The 19,576-nt window shown below is 56.1% G+C and carries 13 protein-coding genes; 8 read left to right on the top strand and 5 right to left on the bottom strand.

Going from position 1 to position 19,576, the window contains the following annotated elements:
• Positions 1-149: 149 nt before the first annotated feature.
• Positions 150-1,367 (bottom strand): helix-turn-helix domain-containing protein, encoded by a 1,218-nt coding sequence (locus ACW9KT_RS19795; protein ID WP_457083623.1) that lies wholly within the window; start codon positions 1,365-1,367, stop codon positions 150-152.
• A 938-nt stretch (positions 1,368-2,305) separates the two neighbouring features.
• Between ACW9KT_RS19795 and ACW9KT_RS19790 the strand changes: the two genes are divergently transcribed.
• From ACW9KT_RS19790 to ACW9KT_RS19755, 8 genes are all read left to right on the top strand, one after another.
• Complete coding sequence (locus ACW9KT_RS19790) at positions 2,306-2,470, top strand: hypothetical protein (RefSeq protein ID WP_457083621.1); 165 nt, start codon at positions 2,306-2,308, stop codon at positions 2,468-2,470.
• A gap of 469 nt (positions 2,471-2,939) precedes the next feature.
• On the top strand, positions 2,940-3,431 hold the full coding sequence (locus tag ACW9KT_RS19785; RefSeq protein ID WP_457083619.1) for an outer membrane beta-barrel protein: 492 nt from the start codon (positions 2,940-2,942) through the stop codon (positions 3,429-3,431).
• 323 nt (positions 3,432-3,754) lie between these two features.
• Positions 3,755-5,443, top strand: a complete 1,689-nt coding sequence (locus tag ACW9KT_RS19780; RefSeq protein WP_457083617.1) for a histidine kinase — start codon at positions 3,755-3,757, stop codon at positions 5,441-5,443.
• Positions 5,444-5,447: 4 nt separating this feature from the next.
• The gene (locus ACW9KT_RS19775) at positions 5,448-6,146 is read left to right on the top strand and encodes a LytR/AlgR family response regulator transcription factor (protein WP_457083615.1); all 699 of its coding nucleotides are present in this window, start codon (positions 5,448-5,450) and stop codon (positions 6,144-6,146) included.
• Between the two features lie 127 nt (positions 6,147-6,273).
• The gene (locus ACW9KT_RS19770; RefSeq protein WP_457083613.1) at positions 6,274-6,723 is read left to right on the top strand and encodes a nuclear transport factor 2 family protein; all 450 of its coding nucleotides are present in this window, start codon (positions 6,274-6,276) and stop codon (positions 6,721-6,723) included.
• Positions 6,724-7,002: 279 nt separating this feature from the next.
• Positions 7,003-9,627, top strand: a complete 2,625-nt coding sequence (locus ACW9KT_RS19765) for a DUF5916 domain-containing protein (RefSeq protein WP_457083611.1) — start codon at positions 7,003-7,005, stop codon at positions 9,625-9,627.
• 1,291 nt (positions 9,628-10,918) lie between these two features.
• Positions 10,919-11,617: a recombinase family protein gene (locus ACW9KT_RS19760; protein WP_457083609.1), complete on the top strand. Its 699-nt coding sequence runs from the start codon at positions 10,919-10,921 to the stop codon at positions 11,615-11,617.
• Between the two features lie 384 nt (positions 11,618-12,001).
• The gene (locus tag ACW9KT_RS19755) at positions 12,002-12,799 is read left to right on the top strand and encodes a hypothetical protein (RefSeq protein WP_457083607.1); all 798 of its coding nucleotides are present in this window, start codon (positions 12,002-12,004) and stop codon (positions 12,797-12,799) included.
• A 487-nt stretch (positions 12,800-13,286) separates the two neighbouring features.
• Here ACW9KT_RS19755 and ACW9KT_RS19750 read toward each other — a convergent pair whose 3' ends face one another.
• From ACW9KT_RS19750 to ACW9KT_RS19735, 4 genes are all read right to left on the bottom strand, one after another.
• Positions 13,287-14,234, bottom strand: coding sequence for a hypothetical protein (locus tag ACW9KT_RS19750; protein WP_457083605.1), 948 nt, complete (start codon positions 14,232-14,234; stop codon positions 13,287-13,289).
• Between the two features lie 165 nt (positions 14,235-14,399).
• On the bottom strand, positions 14,400-17,162 hold the full coding sequence (locus ACW9KT_RS19745) for an N-acetylmuramoyl-L-alanine amidase (protein ID WP_457083603.1): 2,763 nt from the start codon (positions 17,160-17,162) through the stop codon (positions 14,400-14,402).
• 381 nt (positions 17,163-17,543) lie between these two features.
• A complete protein-coding gene (locus tag ACW9KT_RS19740; protein ID WP_457083601.1) occupies positions 17,544-18,473 on the bottom strand; it encodes a caspase family protein in 930 nt (309 codons plus the stop codon).
• Positions 18,454-19,011, bottom strand: a complete 558-nt coding sequence (locus ACW9KT_RS19735; RefSeq protein ID WP_457083599.1) for a hypothetical protein — start codon at positions 19,009-19,011, stop codon at positions 18,454-18,456. The genes ACW9KT_RS19740 and ACW9KT_RS19735 overlap by 20 nt, the downstream gene beginning before the upstream one ends.
• Positions 19,012-19,576: the final 565 nt, after the last annotated feature.

Below are 19,576 nucleotides of genomic sequence, written 5' to 3'. Positions count from 1 at the left end.
TTGCTTTTTGCGAGGAAAACGGAAAGCGTTTTTTCTGGCAAAGAGAAGGCTAGACTGGGAGCCGACCCACCCACAACCGGTTCTGAGCGCGAATAAAAGCGGGGGGCGCACTCAAAACCGGTTTTGAGAGTTGGCAATAAAGGGGGTTTTTAGCCGGGGCGGGCGTTCATAAAGTCTTTGGGGGAAGTGCCGGTGAGCTGCCGGAAGATGCGGTAGAAGCTCGCCTCGGAGTTGAACCCACACTCCAGGGCCAGGCCCAACAGGGAGAGGTGACGGGCCTCGGGACCGGCCATCCGCCGCTGCACTTCGTCCACCCGGTACTGATTGATCAGGGTGCGAAAGTTTTGCTGGAAGCACTGGTTGATGGTCGTCGACACCGTCGCGGCGGGACGACCGATGTGCGCCGCCAAGTCTTTCAAGCTCAGTTCCGGCTGCAGAAACAGCCGGTCGATTTCCAGCGCCGCGAGAATTTCAGTTTTAATTTCCGCCAGGTCCAGCGGGCCTGGTCCCAGGGCGCTGGCCGCCGCTTCGGGCGGGCGGGCGTCTGTGCCGGCCGCCAAAAAAATCGCTGGCGTCGGCGGGGGGAGTCCCCCCCCTGCAGCAACTATGGCGCGGGGTTCGGGCGTGTTTTCGGTCGCCTCGTACACCCGGTACCCTTTAAAGGCGATGTAGTACGTAATGACCGCTAAGTAGATGTGGAACAGCTGCCAGTGGCCGGGAAAGTACCGCTCGTAGGCCCCGACGTTTTCGAGCAGCGTTTTGACCCCCAACGCGGCGACCAGCACGCCGGTCACCGCCAAGATGTTGCGGAGCCAAGTCAGTTCCTGGCGCTGCGTGCTGGACTGGTTGTGATACAGCCAAGCCTGGTACTGTTGCACTTCTTTGAAGCTCAACCACCAATACCCCAGCCCCGATACCACCGCCACCCCATCTTCAATTACCTTGACCCGGTTGTAATACAGGCTTTCCGCCAGTCCATTCTTAATTGCTACGTCGGGCTGCGCGACGACCACGGCGTACACCACCAGGGCATGGCCCAGGAAGAGCAGGGTGGGCACAAAATGGAGGGCGTGGTGGCGCCTAAACGAAAAATTCCGGGTGGTTAACGCGCAGACATACAGGTAGACCAAGGGTTGCACGGTCGTGTCGACGGCGAGCGGCAGGAACTGGAACGGGGGGTGGTCCCACAGGCCGAGCGTATGCACCAGGATTTTAAAGCTGAGCCCAACCATAACCAGCAACAGCAGCAGCAGCACTGATTTATGAGGGCTCCTGGCTTTGTTCAGGCCTAAAAGGAACAGGGTGACAACGCCCTGAACTATGCCTACCAGCACGAGCAGATCAAATAAAGTAGCGCGGAGTGGCATAAGAGTGGTTCATCACCAATTTTTTCAAAGGGTAAGACTTTTAAGTGGGCGCGGCCGAAGCACGATGCTGTCATCAGCCATAATCTGCAGGGGAATGGCAGGGAGCGAGGACATGCGGAGCGAAGAACGGATACCCCTCCTTTTCGGTCCTTGTGCCAGCTAATGCACCCATTCCGGGCTCCTGGTATCAGCTGCTTACCCCCGTGCCGGGCCCACCCCTGGCTCACTGTCGACTCCCCGGTAGAGGAGCAAGGGCACCATCGGGCGGCAGGATACGCAAAAAATGCCACACCTGGGAACTGGTTAGCTGCCCCGGCACCCGCTTAACCCAAGGCGCAGGTGAGGTGGTCTACTAAAGGGAGATTGAAAAGGGCATTAGTTTCCTTTTGTCTCCCTATTAGTTGACCACCTCAGTATTACCCCGGAGCCTATAGCATCTATTATCACCTGGGGCAGGCCTAGCAGCAAAAAGGGGAAAGGGCGTTCGCCACTTCCAGCTACAAAAAGTCGCTGGCGTTACGCCCCAACGAAAGTGCCCGGAAAGCGCCAGGGTAAAAGGAAAGACTGTAGGGGATAGCCTGCCGACCGCAGTCTTACCATAATGACCTTGGTTGAACGTTTGGTCGTAAAGGTACATGCGAGCAACGGGGTGTGATGACTGTGACCTCGACCCGGTACGCGGGCCCTTCTTAAACTGCTCCGCGCCACCCAGACCTTCCTCACCGCAGCGGCGCCAGGAAGGCATCCCCGAAGTTCTTGAACTACTGACGTCCTTGCCTTTTAGGTAACCCTCCCGTTACGAGGGTTGAGCAGGGCCCATAACGACTCCGGATCAAGGCGTTTAGGCCGCGGGAAAGCCGGGGGGAATCACGTTGATCTTGATTAGCCTGAGGGATGGGCACCTTGTTATTTCGGCCCCGCTTCGCACCTTTGCCCCAATGCAGTCAGTCGGCCTTGATTCCCGGGATGAGCAACTGCTGTTGGCCCTCCAACAGAGCAACGAACAGGCGTTTGCCGCCATTTTCGAGCGCCACCACGTCGACCTGTTCCGCTTAGCCCTGAAATACGTCCGCCTGCCTTCCCTGGCCTTGGAAGGCAACTAAACTTGTCCCAACTGCCGCGTCACCGCAATCAGGCAGTTCTTGGCCAGCATCAGCTACCGAGCACGTCGGCGCCAGCAGCACCTCTTGGGAATGCCGACGTTCCGCTGCTGGCGGGACTTTGAGAGCAGTTAGCAGACTTTCATAAATGGTAGCGATTCGGCTCACAGGTATCGCTCGTTTCTACCTCGAATAAGGTCCGAAAAGGGCAGCGGACGATTAGGCATGAGCGGGTAGATCCGCTCATGCCTAATCGTTGGGGTAGATCATCTAGGATGAGTTAAACGCCCACGTGGTGCCTGTGCATGCGAAGCCTAAACGAACAGGTCTAGGCCTTGGCCGTAGCGACCTATAAGCGTGGGTAGCGCCACTGGTATAGCTATAGCGCCGTTGGCAAAGTAGAGCCGGCAGCGGGCAAGAGCCAGGAGTATGTTTGACCCAATTCATTCCTCTACTTCTCTTTTGTCTTCCTATGAAATGCTTAGCCTTCGCGCTGGTGCTGGTCCTGAGCCTGCTCGGGTTCCACGTGCAAGCTCAACCGCTCAAATCGTTTTCGCTACGACGAGACCATTCATGCAGGCCACGTGAATCGAAACTTCACGGGCCCCAACTTTACGCTGTAAGTGGGCCTGAAGGGCGAGGCTACCCGCGCCACGGGCCACCAGGAGCGGCAAGTGGAGTATCAGAATTTTACGCGCCGGTATTTCAGCTTTTCCCCAGCGCGGGCCTAAAGCGCACCTTAAGCGATCAGCACGAGTCCACACTGTCCTTGAGCCGCCGTATCGACCGGGCTCCCTATTCCCAGCTAAACCCGTTTCGGGAAATTATGGATCGAGCCAAGCCAGAAGGCGGCAACCCGGAGCTGGTGTCGCAAACCAGCGATAACGTGGAGCTCAACCACACGTTTCGCCAGAAGTATAGCCTGAACCTTAGCTACAGCTTCACTAGCGACCCCTTAATTTAGGCGGTGCAGCCCGTCAGTGATAGCACCGTGCTGGCGGCGCCACTCTCAAGCGCGGCGGACCAGCCTTCTACCTTAACTCCCTCCATTCGTTCACCTTCGGCAAGGGCTGGGGCGCCGAAAAGTGGCAGCGAAGACGAAAAACAGCGGGCGCAGTAAGGTGGGGCGATGGCCTGGATTAGCTTGATGCAAACACAGGAACCTGTTTGGCTGGTTTGCCCAATTGTGCCTGGTTGGCAGCTCGCTCATGCCCCGCGGGTGGAAGCCCGCCAAAGACAAAAAGCCTGCTTACCTTGAAAGCCTCTAGGCTGCTACTTATTCAACCTATGCGCTACCGGCTGCTGATTTGGGGAGTGTTGTGGTTGAGCCTGAGTACGGGCCCGCTAGCCTGGGCACAAGAAGAGCCTGGCTCGCTGGTTCGCGTATTAACTACGTGGTGGTGGCGCCCGGAGCGGGGCGCCGAGCCGTGGCGGCCAACTCGGCTGCTCAATGCCCCGGCACAAGGCGAGCGAAACCGGGCCCGGCAGTTCTGGTTGCGCACACAGGTATCAATCTCGCCCGTTGAAAGTCAAACGGGCGATGCTCTCTTGGTGCTGCAGGGCTGGCACACGGCCACCGAAGTATATTGGGACGGCCAGCTGCTGCAACGCAACGGCCGGCTGGGGCCCGTCGGGGAACAGCCCGGACAGTGGCAGCAACTCCTTTTGTTGCCCCCCCACCGGCTACGTGCCGGGCTGCACACGCTCCTGGTGCGCGTGTCTGATCAGCAGTTTGCTCACCAAGCCTGGCAGCCCGACGCGGCCCTTATCACCGTGACCCGATTCATGGTGGACCAACAAAGGGCCGGCCATTCGGCCATGTTAATTATTGGATTGCTGGGCGCCTCGGCGCTGTTTTGCCTCTTGTTGTATGCGGGCTTTCAGCGGCGGCTGCCGTATCTGTTTCTGAGCGGGTACTGCGCCCTGCACGCCCTCAAAATATACGTCGGCCTGCGGGGCACGGATCCCGATGTGCGCTTTCCCGAGTATTACTTGCTTAATTCTCACCTGCCGTACCTGGCCCTGCTGGCCGGTGACCTGTGCCTGCTGGTATTTCTGGTGCTCGAGTTTCGCTTGCCGCGGGCCCGCTGGTGGGTGCTGCCTGCGGTAGCGTTCTCAGGTTTGGCTTTTTTTTGGGTACCGGTTAGCCCCTATTTCGTGGCGTTCACCGGGGTGATGGTAGCGGCCGCGGGGCGGGCGGTGGGGCTGGGGCGCGAGGGCAGTTGGTGGGCGCTGGCCGGCATTCTGGGCCTCACGGCGCTGACGTATTTGGGCTATCTAAGGCTGCTGCCGCTGGGCTACTACTGGGGCATCGTGTTCTTTATCGTCAGCCTGGCTTTCTCGGTGGGGCGGCAGTTGGTGCAGCAAAACCGGGTCCGGCAGCAGGCAATGCTGCGGTCCGCGCGGCTGGAGAATGCCCTACTGCGGAAAAACATTCAGCCGCACTTTCTACTCAATACGCTTATGTCCCTGCAGGAGCTTATCGAGGAAAGCCCCCGGCAAGCCAATCAGCTCATTGATGCCCTAGCCGAGGAATTTGATATGGTCTCCCAGATGGCTGAGGAAAAGCTCGTGCCCATGGAAGATGAGTTGCAGCTCTGCCGGACTCACCTGCGCATCATGGGCTTCCGCCGGCAGTCAGAGTTCGTGCTGGAAACCCGCGGCCTGCTGGGCACTGAACAGGTACCGCCCGCCACGTTCCACACCCTGATTGAAAACGGGCTGACTCACGGCTACACCCAGCGCGGCGCCGGCCGCTTCGTGCTCACGAAAGAGACGCTGCCCCGGGGGATTCGCTATCGCTTGTTTAACGACAGCGATGCCGCCGCCTGTGGCCGGCCCGTAGTAGAGGGCACCGGCTCGCGCTACGTCAAAAGCCGGTTAGAGGAATCCTTTCCCGGCGCGTGGCGCCTGACGTCCGCGCCGGTCACCGGTGGGTGGGCAGTCGAGATTGACATCCTGGACTCTCCTAGCTAGCACCATGAAAGTTCTCCTTGTTGAAGACGAAGCTTTAGTGGCGGCCCGCATCGAGCGGTTACTGCGCCAGGTGCTGGGCGAGCGGCTCCGCAGCGTCACTGTGCAGCCTTCCGTGGACAGCGCCCAGTTTTTTCTGCAGGACGCGCCCATCGACTTGCTCTTACTGGACTTAAACCTAAACGGCCGCGACGGCTTTGAGCTGCTGCAGCAGGCCGTGGCCGGCTCGTTTCACACCATCGTGATTTCGGCCAACAAGCAGCGCGCCATCGAAGCATTTGAGTACGGGGTGCTCGACTTCATTGGCAAGCCCCTGACCACGGAGCGCCTGCAGAAGGCCCTCGACCGCTTTGATGGTGCCGGGCAACGGGCCGCTCCTCCCTTGAAGTACCTAGCCGTGCGGCGCCGCCACACCCTGCGCCTGCTCGACATCCAGGACGTGCTCTATATAAAAGGCGCCGGGGTGTACTCCGAGCTGCACCTGCGCGACGGCCGCGTGGAGCTGCACGACAAGAGCCTACAGCGGCTGCAAGAAGTGCTACCCCCCGAGCTGCAGCGGGTGCACAAATCCTACATCGTGCGCCTTACGGACGTACGCCACTTGCTTAGCCACGGCTCCAGCAAATACGAAGTGGAACTGGTCAGCGGGGTCGTACTGCCCGTGGGGCGGGAGCGGTACAAAGCGCTGAAACAGGCCTTGGCGTAGCGACCTATAAGCGTGGGTAGCGCCACTGGTATAGCTATAGCGCCGTTGGCAAAGTAGAGCCGGCAGCGGGCAAGAGCCAGGAGTATGTTTGACCCAATTCATTCCTCTACTTCTCTTTTGTCTTCCTATGAAATGCTTAGCCTTCGCGCTGGTGCTGGTCCTGAGCCTGCTCGGGTTCCACGTGCAAGCCCAATCGAAAACCGCGGACGAGCAAGGGGTGCGCGCCGCCATTCTTGACTATGTCGAGGCCTTTTACCAAGGGGATACGGCCAGGGCAATCCGTAGCGTCCGCCCAGATTTGGCGAAACGGGGCTTTTACGCCTCCGATGGCGGCACCACCTACCAAGAGTTGTACATGAGCTTTGCTCAGCTTGTGCGCCTGTCTCAGCAATGGTATAAAACGGCCCGGATTACGCCTACCACCCCCCGGGAAATCACCATTTATGAAGTGCAGGATCAGACTGCCACGGCTAAGGTGCGGGCCGAGTGGGGTACCGATTACTTCCATTTGGCCCGCTACAACGGTCGGTGGATGATTGTCAACGTGCTATGGCAGTCCGCGCCGAAGGCCAAGTAAAGCTTTTTTGCACCAGTAGTTACTCCCTAAGGCGAGCGCTGGTCTCTGGGACCAGCTGCTTCCGCGCTCCCCTTCCCTGCGGGAAGCTCTAGCACCTGGCGTCCAAAGTGCTCCAGCCCGAACAGCCACTGGGCAATGCTATTGGGTTTGATTCAACCGAGGAGGTGTATCAGGGCATTTTGATGAGTCAACGCTATCACTACCCTCCCCTAGAATTGTAAACCCGCCGTAACGGCCGCTTCCTGCCCGCGCAGTTCCTGCCGCTGCTCCTATCCTGCTATGCCTTACCGAAGCCAACCCTACCGCACCTTTTCCTGGCTGAACACCGTCCCAAAACGCTTTGCTATGTCTTGCTGCCTCTACGCGCTGCGCGCTGCCCTTCTGCTGCTTAGCCTGGGAGCCATTACGCACCTGGGGGTGGCGCAGCCGGCCACGCCGGCTGTCAATACTGAGGCAGGCACGGCGGCCCCGAAGCGCCAGCTGCAAGCCGTGCGTATTACAGAGGGCATTAAGTTAGATGGAGTACTGGACGAAACCAGTTGGCAGCGGGCGCCCATCGCCTCGGGTTTCACGCAGCAGCGGCCCAATCCCGGCGTACCGGAAAAGCACAGAACCGAGGTGCGCGTACTCTACGACGACGCCAACTTGTACATCGGGGCGGTGATGCACGACGTGTCGCCGGATTCTATTCTGCGCGAGCTCACGCAGCGCGACCGGTTCGGCAACACCGACGTCTTTTCGGTATTTCTCGACACCTACAACGACAAGCTGAACGGCTACAGCTTTGGCGTCACGACGTCGGGGGTGCAACTGGATGCGCGCTACTCGCCGGCCGTGGGCGAAGACTGGAACTGGAACGCCGTGTGGGACGCCCGCACCGGCAGGCAGGGCACTGACTGGGTAGCCGAAATTCGGATTCCCTATTCGGCCATCCGCTTCGCCCATGCGCCCGAGCAGCTGTGGGGGCTGAACTTTTCCCGCCAGCGCAAGCGCGACAATGCCCAGTATTATTGGAACGAGGTCAATCCCGCCGTTAATGGCTTCGTCAACCAGTGGGGCGAGCTGCGCGGCGTGCGCGACATCAAGCCGCCGCTGCGCCTCTCGCTCGCGCCCTACATTTCCGGCTACGTCAACGACAATCCGCTGAACGCGGAAGGCACGCGCCGCACCACCAGCTTCAACGGCGGCGCCGACCTGAAGTGGGGCATCAACGAGAGCTTCACCCTGGACGCGACCTTGGTGCCCGACTTCGGGCAGGTAATCAGCGACAATCAGGTGCTGAACCTGTCGCCCTTTGAAGTTCGGTTCAACGAGAACCGCCAGTTTTTCACCGAGGGCACCGAGCTCTTCAACAAGGGCAACTTATTCTATTCCCGCCGCGTGGGCGCCACGCCCATCGGCTTCTACGACGTGCAGGTGGAGGCCAACGAGAGGATCGTCACCAACCCCGGCGAGACGCGCCTGCTCAACGCCACCAAGATTTCGGGCCGCACCAGCCAAGGCCTGGGCATCGGCTTGTTCAACGCGCTCAGCAACAACGTGTACGCTACCCTGCGCGACCAGGATACGGGCACGGAGCGGGAAGTGCTCACGCAGCCGTTCAGCAACTACAGCATCGCCGTGCTCGACCAGTCGCTGAAAAACAACTCGTACGTGTCGCTCATCAACACCAACGTCACCCGCGCCGGCAGCACGTACGACGCGAACGTGACGGGCGGCTTGTTTAAGATCAACGATAAAGCCAACAACTATTCTTTCCGGGGCAGCCTAGTTTACTCCCGCCGCCGCGGCACCAAGTTCGGGTCCGAAGCGCCCATCGACGACCAGGACGGCTTCAAGTACAATGTCGGGTTCAGCAAAATCAGCGGGGCCTTCACCTGGGGCCTCAATCAGGGCATCGAATCGGCGACGTACAACCCGAACGACTTGGGCATCTTGTTCGGCAACAACAACATCACGCAGATGGTCTACGCCGCGTACCGCAAGTTTAAGCCATTCTGGAAAGTCAACAACCTCAACATCTTCGGCCAGGTAAACCATTCGCTGCTGTACCAGCCCACGCTTTACAAAAACGTGAATTTTTACCTCGGCGGGAACACCACGTTTACCAAGAGCTTCAACCAACTTGGCTTCGATCTGACCGCCAACGCCGTTCGGCACGACTTTTTCGAGCCACGAGTACGTCTGCTGGGCGAGTACTTCGTGCGGGTCCCGGGCAACGTAGACTTCATTGGCTTCATCAATTCCGACACGCGTAAGAAGTTTTCCTACGGGGCTGAGGCAGGTGCCGTCGTGTACGCCGAGGACAAGCGCCTGCCCCGGCCGAGCCGCTACCGCCTGCGGGCTAGTCTGTTCCCGCGCTACCGGGTCAACAACCACCTCACATTCCGCTACAGCTTCGACTGGAGCACTGACCAAAATCAGATTGGGTACGTGAACGGGGGCATGAGCGCCAATGAGGAATTGGACCAGCCTTTTCTAAATCAGGTGATGCTGGGTCGCCGCAAGGTGACGACCGTAGCGAACGTGGTGTCGGTGGACTATACCCTCAACAACCGCATGTCGTTTACGCTACGCACCCGCCACTACACCAGCAACGTGCGCTATGCCGACTTCGCCCACCTGCTGCCCGGCGGGCAGGAAGAGCTAGTAGATTACCGCCGCAACCGCGACAACACCTACAACGCCTTCAACGTGGACGCCGTCTATTCTTGGTGGTTCGCGCCCGGCTCGGAAATCAGCTTCGTCTGGAAAAACGCCGGCGCCACCTTCCTGCAAGGCGAACAAGCCACCCCGCTTTACTTCGACAACCTGAACAGCACCATTAACACGCCGCACCATAACTCGGTCTCGGTGCGGGTGCTCTACTTCCTGGATTACCTACTGCTGAAGCGGCTCAAATAAGTCCCGACCACGCCGCGCGCTGCCGCGGCTTACGTAACCACAGAACCAAGGTGCCAGGACTAGTGCACCCTGTTGTGCTTTATGGGCGGAGCCGCCGGGTAGCTACCTTTGGCCTTGGTTAAAAGTTTGGTGAAAAAGATATGGTGATGGCAGGCAACCACTAAGCCGCACTTATTGCTATTCGGGCTCCTGAAGGAGGACGTTTGAGTTCATCCTGTGTAGCCTCGGCCACTGAAGTGGGCCGAGGCTATTTCTTGCCTGATCAGGTGGGGCGTGTGTTTGTAGGGATCATACGCCCGACTTTTTTCCATAGGCAGTAGCGGAGCACAAGCTGTTCATCGGCAAGTCGGCCATGACGGCCGACTTGCCGATGAACAGCTACAACGCATGCAGCAGTTCCTGCAGCCAGCCGACGTGCAGCTCTGCAAGCCTATCTGCTACCAGCACCACCCTTGGACTCACTGAGCCTACAGAAACGTGTCGGCATCCTCACGCTCTCCAACGTCGTGTTCAAAGCCGCCCAAGATTAAGCCCTAATGCCCTACGGCTGGCAACGCTGTGGCAACTGTGGGTATGGTACGCTCTTATGGGTCGAGAAAGTGAACGGCCACTGGCAGATTAAGCAGTAAGCAGCAATCAGGCACAATGAAAAAGAAACAAGGATAGCCTAAACTCTTATCCTCACTCTTATCCTCACTCTTATCCTCTGCTGGGCTCCTACCTCAGCCAATTAGGGCTGATACGCGGGGGTTATCGCCCCTCATCTGTGGGCTGGCCTTTTTGGTGGAAGAGTACAACTCCTAGGGCCAGCAGCACTACCGCCAGGTCAGATAGGGTACCCATGTGTTCGCCAAGTAGCAGGCAACCTCTAGCTACTTTTATAAAAGAGCATCAATCACAACATGTTTGCACATTTCTTAAAAACGTTGCACTATATCGTCAAGTGTCTAATAATTGCTTATATATAAGCAAACCGAGTAGCATTTGTAACATTAACAAGTTTTATATGATTATCCCGACTAGTACAAAAGGCTAATTATATACTTTGACTTATTCCCAGCAGCTGTTGCACATTCCATATATCATGTACAGTTGTTGAACGTCCGTTTAACAAACGTACAGGGTGAAGGTCTTTTCTTTATCTTTGCTCAGTCCGGTCTTCATTATTACATATGAATTCCCATATACTTGAGAAGTGTTGGGTATGTTTGGGAGTCAGACGGGACTGGCGGTTCTTATTCCCTAGCGCCATCTACCTTTCCTCTTTTCACCTATACTCTATATAATAAAGATGCGTCGATACGTGGCGTACTACCGGGTCAGCACCGCAAGGCAAGGGGCCTCGGGCTTAGGCCTGGAAGCCCAGCAATCGGCCGTGCAGACTTTTGCCAAGGATGGGCTGATTGTGCAGGAATTTACGGAGGTGGAAAGCGGCCAGCAGAATCAGCGGGTCAAGCTGCATGAGGCCATTGCCGTAGCCAAAGCCGCCCGGGCCACCCTGCTCATTGCTAAGCTCGATCGCCTCTCGCGTAACGCGGGCTTCATCTTCGCCCTGCGCGACAGTGGGGTGGACTTTACCTGCTGCGACATCCCCGATGCCAATTCCCTCACCGTGGGCTTGTTTGCCATCCTGGCCCAGCACGAGCGGGAGACCATCTCCACCCGCACCAAGGATGCGCTGCGGGCCAAAAAGGCCCGCGGGGCGACGCTGGGCACGCCGGCCAACCTGACCGAGGCGGCCCGGGCGCGCAGCATCCAAGTGCGCCAGCAGAAGCGCCAGCAGGAGCCCGCCCTGCGGCAGGCGCTGAGTTTGATTACGCTCTTGCACGCGCAGGGCATGACCTACGCCGCCATTGCCCGCCGCTTGAATGCGGCTGGCTTTACCACCCTGCAGGGCAAGCCCTACTCCCATGTGCAGGTCAGACGTATGCTACAGTACGCGCAGGCCGACCAGGCCCGGGCCCACGGGCAGAGCAAGCAACCCGCCTAGTGATTCCAACCGGGAGGAAGCCAAACACTGTCAAGGCAGGCAAGGGTAAATCACGTACATGACCTGCCGCTTCATTTGCCTCAACAACAGGCGCCAGGACCATATCGTCCAGGCATTAGGCAGTCAGAGCCTTCCACTTATCAGTTACCTACCTTTTTTCTCGTCGTAATATCAGAGTGAGAGGGCGAAGCGTCCAGCCAGTTCAGTCTACACACGAGAGTGGTTAATGGCCATTCGTAGACTGATCATCCTGACCAAGCAGTAGGTTATATCGAAATAATGTTTTATATTTTTACTTGCAAGTTACTATAATAAATGAGCTAGTATAAGTGTCACTCAAAACTGACACTTATCCAGGTTTCTAAAGCAATCCAACCAGGTAAAATGAATACCGTGTCTGACAATCCACTTACTTTTACTGTTATAGCCGCAGTCGTTTCAACGTGCGGAACGTTATTGGCCCTTTTCTTAAAGGATTTTTTACTCGTTAATTATTTCAACGATTTAAAAGAAAAAAAGGAACTTGAAAGGATTTCAAAAAAGTATAAAGACCCAATACTACTATCGGCCACTGAATTAGTTAGAAGAATTTCAGAATTCAAAACTAGATATAAAAAAGTTGCTCTAAGATATACGAAAGTAAACCTCTTTAATAAAGTTGACTATCTTCAAGCAAATAAAAGTGATGATCCCTATTATATCAAGTATAGAATCATAAGCACCATCTATAGGTTTTGCGCCTTCTTCGGATGGCTTGAAATCTATCGTCAAGACATCACTTTTTTAGATTCTCATTCTAAAAACGAAAGATTTAAATCGTTAGAAATAATTGAAAAAATAAGAGAGGAAATTGCTGACGGCCAGAAGAACAATGAAGAAGGCTATAGTGACGTTTTGATTTTTCGAGATGAATTAAGAGCAGTAGGCGAGGGTATGATAGAAGTTATAAATGGCCAAAAAAGTATAATTGGCTACGGAAAATTTTTATCGCTTATTGTAGAGTTTGAAACTGATAATAAGTATATTTGGCTAAGGCCTGTTATTAATTTCTTTACTGAATTTAAGAGTGAAAAAGATTTTAGAGTGAAACGGTTTGAAAACCTCTCAAGCAATTTAAAAGAATTAATATATTGTTTAGACTCTGAGTATTACAATATGAGGGTCAAAGATCGGATAAGTTAACAGACTTTAATCGCAATAGAATTGCATAAATTATGCTTATTTCCCTTGGCTATTTTAACTAATCGCTAATTTAAGTTGGTAATTAGTTGATAATAAATTATTGAATTTTATTATTTTATATTCCTCCACGATTCTATGTATTTTTTCTCCGAAGTATTTTCGGATAAAGATGCCGTTGGAATTTTGTTGGGCATACTACTTACTGTATTCGAGAATGCGTTTTGCGATTTTGGCCGTCAAAACCCTCTACTTGCAAAAGGACCAAACGGCAAAGTAAATCGCCGAGCTACTCGGCCTGGGTCGCTCCACCGGGTACCGCTACTTGCGCTTGCTGGGGGCAACGCCTTCCCCCCGGCTGGGCCGGCGTGCGGACAATCCAGCATCCCCTGCGGCATGGGAATCTCGCCAAAAGCAGTTAGGCTTTGACCCAGCTGGGCTGGGTGATGCACCTACTCACCTTTTGCGATTTGCTAATTAGTTACCTATCCTAGCTGGAAACAGGACTGATCCATATCTCAATCTGACCAGCCCGTACGCCCGCAAACTTTTTGTTGGTCAAAGGCAGTAGACGTACTTTCGGCTTGTTCGGTAACGTGTTCAGAAAATCTTGGGTTACCTGCAACGCTTTTTCAGCTTTGGCGGAGTCCTCTGGAAAAAAATAACGGACGGTACAAGCATAATTCCCCTCTTTCCTTTCTACTCCGGGAACATTCCACTCCTTTTTTTGCAGCTGCTGCTGCAGCTGCTGAGCGGTTGCCCGCTTGAATGCTCGGAATTGAATATAACAAAACTTATCCGGTTCGTTAATCGCCGTAATTTCCTGTACCAATGCCCGGTTTTCGGGCGCAATAGGAATGCTATTCGCGGGTTGAGCGGCGAGAGTAGAGGTGGTATCAGCTGATGAAATGGTCGTAGTGGATTGATAAACAGTCTCTAGAAATGCTTTGCCTCGCTTCGGGTCTCGGCGACACATAATCCTTCGGGCGAGATTCAAGCGCGTTTTAAATAAGGTTTTGTCAACCCCCGGGGTGGTGGCTATGCCCGCGCGATAGACCTCTTCAGCAATGCTGAACATCAACGAGTCATCCGCTTGCTGTTCATCGGCTGAAAAAAAACCTTGCCACCAGCTTGGATTAGGATTGGAATAAATGCGATCCAGCGTGACGAGCGCTAAGTTGCGCTTGGTAATATCCCGATCCGTTTCCTGCGTGGAAAGCGCGGTGGTTAAATCGTCCACCCGTTTCGTACGCTCCATATTATGCGTGTATTCCTCTACGCTACATTTGGCAAACGTGCCGAGTAGGGTCACCAGTACCAACTGAGCCAGACTGTTAACAATGGGGAGTCGCGTATTGAGCATACCCCACCCATCGGGAGCCTTCCTTCTGTAAGGCTGGATGATGGTTTTAGTACCCGTTGGAGTTGAGTCAACCATGCGCAAAAGCAAGGGATATAACTTGGAATAGTTGATCAGCTCTGATAATAAGTTTGCAGTTCAATCCAAGCACCAGCAAGTTATACTCAGACCAGTTCGTGTCTAACTTACTAGGCCCTGGCACAGGAGTATTGTAAATCAAATACCTGCCTAATTCTTAGCGGGCTATAGGGTGTTGCGCCCAGCAGTAAGAAGATCCTGCCGTACTTGCTGCAGGGCCTTGGCGTTGCTGCGGAACAGATGCCGTTGCGCTGGCTCTTTTTCCAGCGCGTGCTGCTGCTTACCCGGCCCGAGAATGCGCGCCAGCGTGGCCTTGACCGTGAGCTCGTCATCGTCGAAGTCGCCGTGGTGCCGACTGCCCGACTGCTGGGTGACGGGCAGCCGTCCATCGATGGTGGGCGCCAAGACCAGCTCCAGGTGCTGATTCCGAATCAGCTTCACCACGTCCGGATCCGCAAACGCGCTATCGGCCAGCACAAACTTGGCCATGCCCACCAGCGGGGTAGCCCGATCATGCCGGAAGGGCTGGCGCACGGCCGGTTCCTCGAAGGCATTGGATACCAGATACAGCAAGGACTTGTGGTAGACGTGGGCACAATGGTCATCCTGCTCGACGGTGTCGTGCAAGGCAAAGAGAGCGGCCCGCTCGATGCTCGCGGCCCGGATCGCGGGCGCATAAGTTTGCAGGAACAGCTCCGTGGTAATGGCCGGGGCCCACAGCGTACAGCTGGCAATCTGACGGCCATAGCCCTGCTGGCCGGCCATGGGGCCAGTAGGCACGCGCCCTGCTGTGGTGAGTAACTGGGCAAACGGGGCCAGCACAATGGCGCCGGCACTGTGGCCGATCAGGTGCAGCTCCACGTCTTCGCCCACTTGGTGCAACAAATCCATCAGGTAGCCGAGTACGAGCCGCAGCCCGCCCTGCGGGCTTTCGGTCGCCAGCCGCGCGTTTTCTTTCATTTCCTGCCAGAGCACCCGCCCCCCGGCGTGGCGGGCGACGGGCTCGAGAAAGTCATCGAGTCGGTCGAGCACGAAGTCCAAGGCTCCATCCAGCATCCCCTCGGGTCGCCGCCGCCGCTGGGCATCCTGCAACACGTTGGTAATGGTGGTCCAGAAATCGCTGCGCCAGATGATAGCCAACGGGTACACTTCGTGCTTGAGCAGCTCGGCCCGGTACTCCGCGACCCGCTGCAGGGCGTCGTCTTCCCCCACCAAACCGCCGTGGGCATAAATCAGCAGGCGCTTGCGCTGCCAGGTTTTCGTGATGCGGGGGAATTCCTCCAGCAGCAGCTGGCGCACGTCTTCCTCGTCGTTGCCAAAGGTGCCGGTTGGGCGCAGGGCCCCGTCGTTGGCGATGCTGAGGATGTGGGGCCGCAGGTCGGCAAAGCTGTAGGCGTTGGCTTTGACGGCCCCGCTGCCGCCCCAGCGGGCGGCGGCAATGCCCTGGGAGGTGCGCAGCTGCACCGGTACGCCCAGGCGGACCACCCACACGTCCGTGCCGTGGGCCAGCCAGTCGTCGTAGGAGAGATGGGCAAACCCCTGATGACCCCAGTCCGGACCCCACGAATTCTGGAGCCAGAAGCCCTGCTCGTCGTAGCCGACCAGGGCAAAGGCGTGGCCGCCCAGGCGGGTGGCACCCAGCTCTATGCGCCCCTCGGCGCTGACCCGCTGCCAGCCCTCGTGCACGATGCTCGTGGCGTAGAGCACGCCGACCTCAGCCAGGGCGTTATGCATGCTCACCAAATCTTTGTGATTCACCCGGAAATAGGCCCCCAGCGGGCAGCGGCCCGCGGCCTGGGCCAAGTCGCCGGTCAGGCGGTGGCCGTTGGGTCCCAGGCTGGGCCAGTCCGCTTCGGCACACACCCCGTGCTTGTGCCAGCCCTTGATGGCGCCCCGGGCGCTGGAGCCTTCGTAGGCCTCGCCCTCCCACTCGTCGTAGCGCCGAGCCATGTCGTAGAGCATGCGGGCCGAGACGGGCTGGCAGGGCTGCACCCGCTGGCCGAGCAAGTAATTGGCCACGGTGGCCAGGGCAAAGCCCGTGCAGGCCCCTTCCCGGCCCTGATCGAGTACGGGCACGCCGTATTTCTTCGCCAGCTTTTGATAGGCGGCCAACGGCCGGGTGGCGGGGACTTCCCGCAGGGTGGGCACGAACAGGGTGTCGCGAAAATCCAGGGTATCCGGGCGCGCGTCCAGCACGTAGCTTTTGTCCTTGGCTTTGCCCCGGCCCGTGGTGGCCACCGCGATGCGGTCTGCCGCGCGCACTGTGTCCAGGGTGGTGCCTTCGGCGTCCAAGGCAAAGAGCTGGTCCGTAGGGGCTGGAGCCGTGGCCATGGCCGGCGTAAGCGCGGCGTCCGTCGGTACCGATGGGGTATCGGTGGGCCGGTCAACGGTGACGGGAGCCGAGGCGGGCAGCGCCGCCAGTTCCGCTTTGACCAGGGCTAGAAACTCCTGGATGGTGCCGTGGGCATCGAGCAGCAGGTGCGGACACTTTTTACCTGACCAGTGCTGGTGGGGTACGACCTGCGACACCTTCAAATTAAGTCGGCGCAGCAAGGCGGCGGTGAGCAGGGCCGCCCGCTGGGTGGCCGCAACCTGGTCGATGCCCACGTGCTCACAGATCTCGATGCCAATACTCTGACTATTGCCCAGAGCGGTGCCGGCGTGCAGCCCGCGCTCGTGCAGGGGCAGGTGCTGGATGCACTGGACGTCATCCACCGTGAAGTGCCACGACACCAGGCGCTGCTGGGCGTCATCGCCTTTCAAGTAGCGGGCGTGCATCAGGGCATTGGCGCCTTTGCTGCCATTGGCCGTATTATGGATGGTGATGAAGGTCGGCGTGATCGGCCGGCCGGAGCGGTTGCGGGTCCCCACGGGGATAAAGTCGGTCTTGAGGTTGAGCCGTTCGGGCAGGGCGGGAGTAGGAGCCATGAGGAAGGAGCTTCAGCAGGTGAATTGTATGGTTCCCTTGGTTCGCCAGCCAGCAATTAGCTACTGTAGGGTTAAAGCACCACGCAGGCGCCAAGAGGAAATAGACAGTAGTACAAGACTACTTTTTATCGGTAGCTGCCGCATCAGTGGCAGCACTGAATGCTGGGCTGCGCACCGCTTTTACTGATCACTCGCCGCCAACGGATGGACTTGACGCCCCGAAAGGAGCGCGTAGCGCTGCCGATCAGAAAGTCTAGCTCACCGGAGGACTAGCCTGTGAACTGACGCGCTAACTTTCTTGCCCGAGCTTCGGGCAACACCCTGACAGTAGGACGTCCTCCAAAAGAACCGTAATCCTCCGCTCAGCTACCCATGCAACCGCTACTTCTTGAAAGGCAATTTATCTGCACGAAATCCGCAAGATTCTTTATCCCAATTCGTGAGTGGATGAGAATTATTATTCTTGTCAACATCCTCCTTAGTCAGCCAGCTGATATACTCTGCGAGGGAAACAGATGTGGTTGTTGGTCCCAGCTTTTGCCAAGCCAGCATGCTCCGTCGACACAGGGGCCCTACCTTAAGCCTTGAGTTGCCTGGTAGGGGTACTGTTTCCGTAAGCCGCCCTGGAGTGGTGGAAAAAACCACCGGATTTACTTCCTCAAACTCGTTCATTTTCCGCACAATGGCCATACTGCTCTTTGCTAGTTCCGCCATTTGCAGCAACGATTGCTGATACTCGAATTCCTTCGTAGAAATATCTTGTTGCTTTCCTTCATAGCAACAATCTAGCAATAGGACGAAAGGGAGTTTTGCGGCCTCCAGGGCATCGTATAGATCCCCGGCGTAGAGGGCCTGATCTGATAGTTTCGGTAAGTCAGAGTTGATCTTATAGCAAAAATCGCCGGGCATCAGAAAGAGATTCCATCCCAGTCCTTCGGATACCCCATGGCCGGCGAAATAAAACACCAGCAGGGGGTTTGGCTTGCGCTCCGTTTTGGCCCGTTGAATCAACTTCGTACAAGCCGCTATTACCGCTTGGCGTGTTATAAGCTTGGCTGGCGTAGAAATGAGGGTGTCACTATAGCTCGCATGGATAGTTCGTAATTGGCGGTGCATCATACGCGCGCTTACGGCGGCAGAAGGAACGGAAGAAAACCCAGCGAACCCATCCTCGAACCGGGTAAAGTCCTCCAGATAATCGGCTGAGCCAACGCACAGCGAGTACACAGTAAAAGGTTTCTGCGCATAACTGCTAAAGCTGAACAGCGATAGCCACCCTAATAAGCTCCAGCTAATAAGTAACGGCTTCATACCACGTGTCTTGTAAAGAGGACTGGCATTCCTTCATCAGGTTATAGCCCTTTATTTTGAGTGCCTTACTATCTCCTTCCTGATGCTTTATGTCCTGCACTTCATCATTGAAGGCCTTAAGTTTAATTTCGACCCTTTGATTATCAAATAGCGGTAGTTTTCCCCAATAGATTTCATCAAAATGGCTGCTCAGTGAGTCAAAACGCTGTTGATCGGGTGCCGCAGCAACAAGTTGGGCGGCCACCTTGCCCAGTTCAGTATAGGCCTCTAGTCGCTTTTCCCATGTTTTACGCCGAAACTCTTGCGCGTCATTGAAGGCTTGTTGGTGCTGATACTGCCACACACCACAAATCAAGCCGGCAACTGTAAGGAGCGGAGCGGCAATTTTCACCCACAGGTCAACCTTATCAGCCGTTGTTTTAGTAGGGGTCAGCAGTTTACGTTTGCGGTTAGGGGGTCGCTGATCGGAAGTAATAGTGCTTGGTTGAGGCCGTGGGGGTACTTCCCCGTTCGGTAAGTCGGAGGGTCGGGCTTCCATTTTGTGTTATAAATCGGATATGATAGGTTGGTTTACCATCAAGCAACAATACCGCATCAGCGCCCTCCAGCTGCGTAGCCCAGCTATGAGTTGTTGCCTGCCACATTCCTTCTACACAGCGCCGCACTTGCACCCTGCGCTCTTTCGGTTTTGCTGCTTGGCGAAAGGTGAATATTTGCCCCGAATCACATGCCTGGCCCAATGTTTCGCGTTGCCCAACCAAAGTCCATTGTTTAGTAACTGTACCAGCTAGTTTAGCGTCGATACTTGCAGGCGTTTGTTGGGGATTCAGTCCATTCCAACCAGTAATCCCGAGTAGCAAGGTCGTACCAAAATGAAAAAGGCTAAGCATATAAAAATCATAATATGTTAGTTCGATAGAATCAAAGTGGCTTGATTTGATTACTCGCCTCTGGCAGTCCTAAGGGCGGAAATATCAGCCAAAAGGATTTTATGTAGAGACCACAACCGTAAAGAGGGAACGGGTATGAGGGTGTAATTTATACAATAAAAAGAATTAATATAAATATTTTGCCGTGGTTTATCCCACTTATGGATCTAGACC

It is taken from the genome of Hymenobacter sp. HD11105 (genome assembly GCF_054051685.1).
This window is presented reverse-complemented; position numbering and strand designations above follow the sequence as displayed.